8 protein-coding genes and 1 pseudogene are annotated in these 9,581 nt (G+C 72.5%); 6 read left to right on the top strand and 3 right to left on the bottom strand.

The genetic code is table 11. The features are described from left to right. The coding region (gene mfd / locus CCL05_RS19245; protein ID WP_086561732.1) for a transcription-repair coupling factor at positions 1-3,352 on the top strand (3,352 nt) is incomplete at its 5' end. A 13-nt stretch (positions 3,353-3,365) separates the two neighbouring features. Here mfd and CCL05_RS19250 read toward each other — a convergent pair. The 3 genes from CCL05_RS19250 to CCL05_RS19260 form a co-directional block, all read right to left on the bottom strand. After that, positions 3,366-3,737 carry a MerR family transcriptional regulator gene (locus CCL05_RS19250; RefSeq protein ID WP_086561733.1) on the bottom strand — a complete coding sequence of 124 codons (372 nt, stop codon included), beginning with the start codon at positions 3,735-3,737 and terminating at the stop codon, positions 3,366-3,368. A 26-nt stretch (positions 3,738-3,763) separates the two neighbouring features. Further along, positions 3,764-4,525, bottom strand: a complete 762-nt coding sequence (locus CCL05_RS19255; RefSeq protein WP_086561734.1) for an SDR family NAD(P)-dependent oxidoreductase — start codon at positions 4,523-4,525, stop codon at positions 3,764-3,766. 95 nt (positions 4,526-4,620) lie between these two features. After that, positions 4,621-4,812 (bottom strand): hypothetical protein, encoded by a 192-nt coding sequence (locus CCL05_RS19260; protein WP_086561735.1) that lies wholly within the window; start codon positions 4,810-4,812, stop codon positions 4,621-4,623. Positions 4,813-4,993: 181 nt separating this feature from the next. Here CCL05_RS19260 and CCL05_RS19265 point away from each other — a divergent pair, with 181 nt between their 5' ends. From CCL05_RS19265 to CCL05_RS19285, 5 genes and pseudogenes are all read left to right on the top strand, one after another. After that, the gene (locus CCL05_RS19265) at positions 4,994-5,767 is read left to right on the top strand and encodes an HNH endonuclease family protein (protein ID WP_086561736.1); all 774 of its coding nucleotides are present in this window, start codon (positions 4,994-4,996) and stop codon (positions 5,765-5,767) included. A 50-nt stretch (positions 5,768-5,817) separates the two neighbouring features. Further along, positions 5,818-7,068 (top strand): MFS transporter, encoded by a 1,251-nt coding sequence (locus CCL05_RS19270; RefSeq protein WP_086561738.1) that lies wholly within the window; start codon positions 5,818-5,820, stop codon positions 7,066-7,068. Positions 7,069-7,108: 40 nt separating this feature from the next. Then, a complete protein-coding gene (locus CCL05_RS19275) occupies positions 7,109-7,852 on the top strand; it encodes a GNAT family N-acetyltransferase (RefSeq protein WP_086561739.1) in 744 nt (247 codons plus the stop codon). Between the two features lie 169 nt (positions 7,853-8,021). Continuing rightward, positions 8,022-8,666: a SurA N-terminal domain-containing protein gene (locus tag CCL05_RS19280; protein ID WP_086561737.1), complete on the top strand. Its 645-nt coding sequence runs from the start codon at positions 8,022-8,024 to the stop codon at positions 8,664-8,666. Between the two features lie 66 nt (positions 8,667-8,732). Continuing rightward, positions 8,733-9,558, top strand: a pseudogene (locus CCL05_RS19285) (nucleoside triphosphate pyrophosphohydrolase). Positions 9,559-9,581 lie beyond the last annotated feature (23 nt).

A 9,581-nucleotide genomic window follows, 5' to 3' on the forward strand; every position in this document is an offset into this window, starting at 1 on the left:
GGGCCGCGAGGCGGAGGACCTGCCCGCGGCCCTGCGCTCCCTCCTCCCGCCGGAGGGGATCGTGGAGTACCCGTCCTGGGAGACGCTCCCGCACGAGCGGCTCAGCCCCCGCAGCGACACCGTCGGCCGCCGCCTGGCCGTGCTGCGCCGCCTGGCCCACCCCCGCCCCGACGACCCCGAGACCGGCCCGGTCTCCGTCGTCGTGGCGCCCGTCCGGTCCGTGCTCCAGCCGCAGGTCAAGGGCCTCGGCGACCTGGAGCCGGTCGCCCTGAGGACGGGGCAGACCGCCGATCTGAACGAGATCGTCGACGCCCTCGCGGCCGCCGCCTACGCGCGCGTGGAGCTCGTGGAGAAGCGCGGCGAGTTCGCCGTCCGCGGCGGCATCCTCGACGTGTTCCCGCCCACCGAGGAACACCCCCTGCGCATCGAGTTCTGGGGCGACGACGTCGAGGAGATCCGCTACTTCAAGGTCGCCGACCAGCGCTCCCTCGAAGTCGCCGAGCACGGCCTGTGGGCGCCGCCGTGCCGCGAGCTGCTGCTCACCGAGGACGTCCGCGCCCGGGCGCGTGCCCTGGCCGAGGAGCACCCCGAGCTAGGCGAACTGCTCGGCAAGATCGCGGAGGGGATCGCGGTGGAGGGCATGGAGTCCCTCGCGCCGGTCCTGGTCGACGAGATGGAGCTGCTGCTCGACGTGCTGCCCAAGGGGTCCATGGCCGTCGTGTGCGATCCGGAGCGGGTCCGCACGCGCGCGTCGGACCTGGTGGCCACGTCGCAGGAGTTCCTCCAGGCCTCCTGGGCGGCCACCGCCGGCGGCGGCGAGGCGCCCATCGACGTCGGCGCGGCCTCCCTGTGGTCCATCGCCGACGTCCGGGACCGGGCCCGCGAGCTGGACATGATGTGGTGGTCGGTGTCGCCGTTCGCCGCGGACGAAGAGCTCGACGCGGACACCCTGAAGCTGGGGATGCACGCCCCGGAGACCTACCGCGGCGACACGGCCAAGGCCCTCGCCGACACCAAGGGCTGGCTCGCCGACGGCTGGCGCGCGGTGTTCGTCACCGAGGCGCACGGCCCGGCGGCCCGTACGGTCGAGGTACTGGGCGGCGAGGGCATCGCCGCCCGCCTCGACACGGACCTCGCCGACATCTCCCCGTCGGTCGTGCACGTGGCGTGCGGCTCGATCGAGCACGGCTTCGTCGACCCGGCCCTCCGACTCACCGTCCTGACCGAGACGGACCTGACGGGCCAGAAGGCGGCGGGCCGGGACGGCGCCCGGATGCCGGCCCGCCGCCGCAAGACCATCGACCCGCTCACCCTGGAGCCGGGCGACTACATCGTCCACGAGCAGCACGGCGTGGGCCGCTACATCGAGATGGTGCAGCGCACCGTGCAGGGCGCGACTCGCGAGTACCTGGTCGTCGAGTACGCGCCCGCCAAGCGCGGCCAGCCCGGCGACCGCCTCTACATCCCCACCGACCAGCTGGAGCAGATCACCAAGTACGTCGGCGGCGAGGCCCCCACCCTGCACCGCCTCGGCGGCGCCGACTGGACGAAGACGAAGGCCCGCGCGAAGAAGGCCGTCAAGGAGATCGCGGCCGACCTCATCAAGCTCTACAGCGCCCGCATGGCCGCCCCCGGCCACTCCTTCGGCACGGACACCCCCTGGCAGCGCGAACTGGAGGACGCCTTCCCCTACGCGGAGACGCCCGACCAGCTCACCACCATCGCCGAGGTCAAGGAGGACATGGAGAAGTCGGTCCCGATGGACCGGCTGATCTGCGGCGACGTCGGCTACGGCAAGACCGAGATCGCGGTCAGGGCCGCCTTCAAGGCCGTCCAGGACGGCAAGCAGGTCGCCGTCCTGGTGCCCACGACGCTGCTGGTGCAGCAGCACTTCGGGACGTTCAGCGAGCGGTACGCGCAGTTCCCGGTGAACGTGAAGGCGCTGTCCCGCTTCCAGACCGACACGGAGGCCAAGGCGGTCCTGGAAGGCCTGCGCGAGGGCTCGGTGGACATCGTCATCGGCACCCACCGCCTGTTCTCCTCCGAGACCAAGTTCAAGGACCTGGGCCTGGTCATCGTCGACGAGGAGCAGCGCTTCGGCGTGGAGCACAAGGAGCAGCTGAAGAAGCTCCGGGCGAACGTGGATGTGCTGACCATGTCCGCCACCCCGATCCCCAGGACGCTGGAGATGGCGGTGACCGGCATCCGCGAGATGTCCACGATCACGACCCCTCCGGAGGAACGGCACCCGGTGCTGACCTTCGTCGGCCCCTACGAGGAGAAGCAGATCGGCGCCGCCATCCGCCGCGAGCTGCTGCGTGAGGGCCAGGTCTTCTACATCCACAACCGCGTCGAGTCGATCGACCGGGCCGCGGCCCGGCTGCGCGAGATCGTCCCCGAGGCGCGCATCGCCACCGCCCACGGCCAGATGTCCGAGCAGGCGCTGGAACAGGTCGTCGTCGACTTCTGGGAGAAGAAGTTCGACGTGCTGGTGTCCACGACGATCGTGGAGTCCGGCATCGACATCTCCAACGCCAACACCCTGATCGTGGAGCGCGGCGACACCTTCGGCCTGTCCCAGCTGCACCAGCTGCGCGGCCGGGTGGGCCGGGGCCGCGAGCGCGGGTACGCGTACTTCCTCTACCCGCCGGAGAAGCCGCTCACCGAGACCGCGCACGAGCGGCTCGCGACCATCGCCCAGCACACCGAGATGGGCGCCGGTATGTACGTGGCGATGAAGGACCTGGAGATCCGCGGCGCGGGCAACCTGCTCGGCGGCGAGCAGTCCGGCCACATCGCGGGCGTCGGCTTCGACCTGTACGTCCGGATGGTCGGCGAGGCCGTCGCCGACTACCGCCGCCAGCTGGAGACCGGCGAGATCGAGGAGGAGCCGCCGCTCGAGGTCAAGATCGAGCTGCCCGTCGACGCGCACGTCCCGCACGACTACGCGCCCGGCGAGCGCCTCCGGCTCCAGGCGTACCGGGCCATCGCCTCCGCCAACACGGAGGAGGATGTCAAGGCCGTACGCGAGGAACTCGTCGACCGCTACGGCAAGCTGCCCGAGCCGGTGGAGAACCTGCTGCTCGTGGCCGGGCTGCGGATGCTCGCGCGGGCCTGCGGCGTCGGCGAGATCGTGCTCCAGGGCACCAACATCCGGTTCGCGCCCGTGGAGTTGCGCGAGTCGCAGGAGCTGCGGGTCAAGCGGCTGTACCCCGGGGTCGTCATCAAGCCGGCGACGCACCAGGTGCTGGTGCCGCGTCCGAAGACCGCGAAGGTCGGCGGGAAGCCGCTGGTCGGGCGCGATCTGCTGGCGTGGGTCGGGGAGTTCCTGACGTCGGTGCTGGGCTCCTGACGCCGGCGTTCCCTCAGGCCACCGGTCGTACGCGTGCGCCGGTGGCCTCGCGCAGGGCCGCCGCCAGCCGGTCGCGGACCGCGGCCTGCGCGGCGATGCGCGCGTCCAGCACCGCGAGCCGGCCGGTGGCGATCCGCAGGGCCTCCTCGGAGGCGGGCCCGGCCGTGACGTCGCCGTCCAGGCAGGGCAGGAACGCCCGTACGTCGTCGAGCGTCAGGCCCACGTCCAGCAGCCGGCGGACGTTGCGGACGCGGACGGCCGTACCGGCGTCGTACAGACGGTAGCCGTTCGCGGCGCGTTCGGAGGTGATGAGCCCCGCCTGTTCGTAGTGGCGCAGGGCGCGCGGCGTCGTGCCGGTCGCCTCGGCGAGTTCGCCGATCCGCATACGAGGTTCCGCCATGCGCGTCAGTCTCATGTGACGACCGCGCCGCCGTCCACCGGAAGGACCACGCCGGTGACGAACGAGGCCTGCGGCGAGGCCAGTTGCGTGATCGCCCACGCCACCTCCTCGGGGCGTCCGACCCGGCCGAGCGGTGTGTGCGCGAGCTGCCAGGCGCGGATCGCGGCCCGCTGCTCGGGCGTGTAGCCCGCGTGGTCGGCGATCGGCGTGCCGATCGCGCCCGGCGCCACGGCGGCGACCCGGATGCCCAGCGGGGCGAGCTCGACCGCCCAGCTCCGCGTGAGCACCTCCAGGGCCGCCTTCCCCGCCGCGTACAGGGAGTTGCCCGGCCAGCCGCGCTGCCCGACGGCCGTCGTCACGTTCACGATCACGCCCCGGCCGGCCTCCAGAGCCGGGAGGGCGGCCTGCACGAGCAGGACGGGGGCGAGGAGGTTCGTCGCGATCTGGGGCTCGACGGCGGCCCGCGTGTAGGTGCGCAGGGACTGGGCGTTGACGATGGCCGCGTTGTTCACTAGCACGTCGATGCGGCCGTGCCGGTCGAGTGCCGTACGGACGATGGTTTCGGGGCCGTCGTCGGCGGTGATGTCGGCGACGAGCGGGCTGATGCGGGCCGGCTCGTGGGCCGCGGTCTCGGCGAGGGGCGCCGCGCGGCGGCCCACCGCCACGACGTGTGCGCCCGCGTCGGCGAAGGCGTGGGCGGTGGCCCGGCCGATGCCGGTACCGGCGCCGGTGACGAGCACGGTGCGCGAGGTTTTCGTGTCCGGGGATGCCATGCGGGGATCGTCGGACCCTGACGCCAGTGTCAAGGTCAAGTGAAGCCGCCCGCAGGAGCTGTCTCTCCGCGGACGGCCTGTCGAGGGGGGAGGCCTTACTGCTGGTCGGGCCGTTCGCGGTCGCGGTCGCGGTCCATGCCGAGCGTTCCCTCGACCCGCTGCTGCCCGGCGTCGATCTGGTCCTCGTACCTGCCGCCGGTCCTCTCGTTCATCTTCTGTTCCTCGGAGTCGGAGCGATGCTTGCCCTTGCTCCGTGCCTGGCTCTTGAACTTGTCGAAGATGCCCATTCGGAAAACTCCCTCCGGAGGTCGCTCAGAACCGACGATACGCGGGGCATGCGAGGAATGCCCGTTTGGGGCCGATGTGGTCTGGACCTCTCCCTCGCTACCGTGGGGGCCTGGCACACGCCGCCCGTGCGGAGGCGGAACAGGCAAGCAGTGGAACAGGCAAGCAGGGGAGGGGCGCACGGTGAGGCGTCTGAGGCGCGGGGCGGCACTGGCCGTCGCGATGATGTTCGCCGGTTCGGCACTGGCCGGCTGTGAAGGCCTGACCCCGCCCGCGGACAGCGGCGGACCCTCGGGCTCCGGCGTTCCGGCCGGGGACGGACGGGCCGTGAACCCGCTGGACAACCCGGACGGCACGAAGCCGGGCCTGGCGGCGATCACGTCCGCCGGGGACAGGGAGAAGGCCCGTGCCCTGATCGGGAAGGTGGAGACGAAGGGCCGCGGCCCCAGGACCGGCTATGAAAGGGACAAGTTCGGCTACGCCTGGATGGACTCGGCACCGGCCGACGTCCCCTTCGCCCGCAACGGCTGCGACTCGCGCAACGACCTCCTCAAACGCGACGGGGAGGACCTCCGCTTCCGGTCGGGCTCCGACTGCGTCGTCATGGCACTGACGCTGCACGACCCGTACACCGGCAAGGTCATCGAGTGGACCAAGTCCCGTGCGACGAAGGTCCAGATAGACCACGTCATGCCGCTGTCCTACGACTGGCAGATGGGCGCCTCGCGCTGGACGAAGGACAAGCGGGAGGCCATCGCGAACGACCCGCTCAACCTCGTCCCGGTGGACGGGCCGACCAACGGCTCCAAGGGCGACTCCGGTCCGGCGTCCTGGCTCCCCCCGAACAAGCGGATCCGCTGCGCCTACGCGGTGCGCTTCGCCCAGGTGTCGCTGAAGTACGAGCTTCCCGTCACGGCGGCGGACAAGCGGATGATGCTGAAGCAGTGCGGAGGCTGAAGCCGGGTGAGGTGAGCCCGAGCGGGGTGAGCTCCGTCGGGGCGTCCCGGATGCCGAGCGGACTGGTCGCGCTGGCGCTCGGCGGGTTCGGCATCGGTCTGACCGAGTTCCTCATCGCCGGGCTGCTGCCCCAGGTGGCGTCGAGCTTCACGGTGTCCGAGGCGGCCGCGGGCCGGCTGATCTCCGGGTACGCGCTGAGTGTCGCGGTGGGAGCGATCGCGCTGACCGCGGCGACGGCACGGCTGCCCCGCAAGCAGGTCCTGATCGGCCTGGTGGCCCTGTTCGTCGTCGGCAACCTGCTCTCCGCCGTCGCGCCGGACTACCCGGTGATGCTGCTCGGGCGGATCGTCGCGGCGTTGTGCCACGGTTCGTTCTTCGGCATCGGCTCGCTGGTCGCGCGCAGTCTGGTCGCGCCGGAGAAGAAGTCCCAGGCCGTGGCGGTCATGTTCGCCGGGCTGACGGTCGCCAACGTGCTGGGCGTGCCGTTCGGCGCGCTGGTCGGTGAGCGCTGGGGCTGGCGGGCGGCGTTCTGGGCGGTCACCGCGATCGGCGTCCTCGCCCTGGCGGCAATCGCCGCGCTGGTACCGGCGTGGGCGGGCCGGACGCCGCCGGCCACAGGGACAGGCGGGCCGGGCCCGATTCCGCCCCCGCCGGCCTCCGGGACAGGCGAGCCGGACCCGGTGCCGGCCGGCGGCCTGCGGGCGCAGCTGCGGGCCTTCCGCTCCTGGCAGGTCTGGCTGACGCTGACGGCCACCGCCCTCGGCTACGGCGGGATGTTCGGTGCCTTCACCTACATCGCCTACACCTTCACCGAGGTCAGTGGCTTCGCCTCGGCGGATGTCGCCTGGCTGCTGATGGTCTACGGCGTCGGACTGGTCGTCGGGAACCTGCTCGGCGGGCGCGCGGCCGACCGCGACCGTGACCGTGCCCTGGTCCTCGCCCTGTTCGGCCTCACCCTGACCCTGGCCCTGTTCGGGCTGCTCGCCGGCAGCGCGACCGCCTCGGTCGTCCTGGTGTTCGTGATGGGGGTGACGGGGTTCGCCAGTGTGCCCGGGATGATCACGCGTGTCACCGACTTCGCGCACGGGGCGGCCCTGGCCGCCAGCGCCAACGTGTCCGCGTCCAACGTCGGCAACGCCCTCGGCGCCTGGCTCGGAGGCCTGGCCATCACCGCGGGCCTGGGCTACACCTCACCGCTCTACGTCGGCGCCGGCATCGCCCTGCTGTCCACGGTCGTCATGGTCATCGCCGCCCGGCAGGCCAGGACCGGCCAGGTGGCGGACCGGGCCCCCGCACGATAATCCGGTGCGGGCCGTGCGCCCGCACGCCTACCGTGACCGCATGCAGCCGAAGATATCGAGCCTCGCCGACCGCCCGGAGATGCGGGAGCGGGTCGTCGGGATGGCGGACAGCTACGCGGAGTTCACGACCCAGGATCTCGTCGGCGCCGCGCACTTCCCGCGGATCGCCGCCGAACTCCCGGAGTACGTCCTGTTCGCCGAGGACGAGCAGGGCGAGGTCGTGGCGAACGGGTTCAGCGTGCCCTTCGCCCTGAATGCCGGAGGCCGTGGCCGGCTGCCCGGGAACGGCTGGGACACGGTCCTCGTGTGGGCTTTCTCCGACCTGCGCCGCGGGGTGAGCCCCGACACCGTCAGCGCGATCTCGATCTCCGTCACCCCGCACGCCCAGGGCCGAGGCCTGTCCGCGCTGATGCTCTCGGCCATGCGCGACAACGCCCGGGCGCGCGGCTTCCGGGAGGTCGTCGCCCCGGTCCGCCCCAACGCCAAGCACCTGGAACCGCACACGCCCATCGAGGAGTACGCGCACCGGGTCCGCCCCGACGGCCTGCCCCAGGACCCGTGGCTGCGGGTCCACGCCCGGGCCGGTGCCACCATCGACTCCGTGGCACCGGCGTCCATGACGGTGGCCGCCTCACTGGCGGACTGGCGCCGCTGGACGGGGCTGCCCTTCGACACCCGGGGCGACATCGAGGTGCCCGGCGCCCTGGTGCCGGTGCGCTGCGAGCCGGAGCGCGGGTACGCGGTGTACGTCGAGCCCAACGTGTGGATGCGGCACCCCCTGTGACCACGCCGCGGGCGCATTTCGCCGGGGGCCTCACGGACCCGTCCGCGCGGCGGTGCCGGAAGTCCCGATGAATCGTTGGTCGAATGGGTTGGCCAGAGCGTGGCCACTGCCTACCATCGATCACCGCAAGACCTTGTGCACCGTCGCACAATCTCCTCGGGAGGTCCCCTTGCACCGCCGCCGCACCGCGCTCGTCCTCACCGCCGCGATCGCCGCCGCGGCGCCCCTTCTCACCGCCTGCGGCAACGACGCGCATCCCGGCGCGGCGGCCGTGGTGGGCGGGCAGCGGATCACCGTCTCCCAGCTGGAGGACCGGGTCGGCGAGGTGCGCGCGGCCCAGCGGGCGGCCGTGCGGGACGACGCCCAGTACCAGCAGGCCATCGCCGGGACGGGCACGCTCACCCGCGACACCCTGCACACCATGGTCCTCGACCGGGTGCTGCACCGCGCCGCCCAGGACGCCGGTGTGACCGTCACCCGCAGGGAGATCCAGGAGATGCGGTCCGGCCTCGAGGAGCAGGCCGGCGGCGCCAAGGCGCTGGAGACCACCTGGCTCCAGCAGTACGGCATCCCGCCGCAGCGCCTGGAGGAGAACCTCCGCCTCCAGCTGGAGGCCCAGAAGCTCGCTCAGAAGCTCGGCACGGACACCAACCGTCCCGAGTTCTGGAAGGCCCTGTCCGAGGCCTCCAAGGACCTGAACGTCGACCTCAACCCGCGCTACGGCACCTGGGACGTGCAGAAGAGCAGCCGAGCCGACGCGAAGACACCGTGGGTGCGGGACGTGTCGGCGGCGCAGGCACAGCAGAACATGTAGGGCACCTGCGCCTGGGGCCTGTGGATAACTTCCGGGGCTGTCGGCGGCGTGGGATAGCTTCGAATCGTGAACGCCAACAGCCCCGAAGCCACCCGCCCCGGGCAGGCCGGCCCCGGCCGCATCGTCCTGCTCACCACCAGCCACCGCGTCGCCCCCGGCCTGCTGTCCTGGCCCGCCTGGCAGGCGCTGCACGCGGCCGGCCAGGTGCTGTGCGCGGACGGCGCGCACCCGCAGCTGCCGTATCTGCGCGAGGCGGGGATCACCGTCGACGAGGCGTCCCCGACGGCCGAGGAGCTGGTCGACGCCTGCGCCGGCGGCAGCACGGTGGTCGTCGTGGCGACGGGCGAGGGCGAGCCGGCCCTGACGGACGGCCTGGCCCGTCTCGCCGGCACCGGCCGCGTCGCCATGCCCGAGCTGGAGCTGCTCCCCGCCTCCTACGACCTGCCGGGCGCCCGCCTGCTCGATCTCGTCCAGGTCATGGACCGCATCCGCGCCGAGTGCCCGTGGTCGTCCCAGCAGACGCACAAGGGCCTGGCCAAGTACGGCATCGAGGAGGCGTACGAACTCGTCGAGGCGATCGAGGAGGGCGACCGCGACGAACTGCGCGAGGAGCTCGGTGACGTCCTCCTCCAGGTCGTCTTCCACGCCCGGATCGCCGAGGAGGACCTGGAGGCTCCCTTCTCCGTCGACGACGTCGCCGCCGGCATCGTCGCCNNCGTCCCGCGCCCGCACGGCCGGCCTGGACATACCGCTCCCGCATGTGGAGGGCATCGGCTACGACCTGCTGGCCCTGGCGGTCCGCGCGGAGTCGGAGGGCGTCGACCCGGAGGCGGCCCTGAGAGCGGCGGCCCGCGCGTACCGGGACGCGATCAGGGAGGCGGAGCAGGGCTGAGACCGGCCGGGGGAGGGGAGGGG

It is taken from the genome of Streptomyces africanus, from assembly GCF_002150735.1.
Taxonomy (GTDB): Bacteria; Actinomycetota; Actinomycetes; order Streptomycetales; family Streptomycetaceae; genus Streptomyces; species Streptomyces africanus.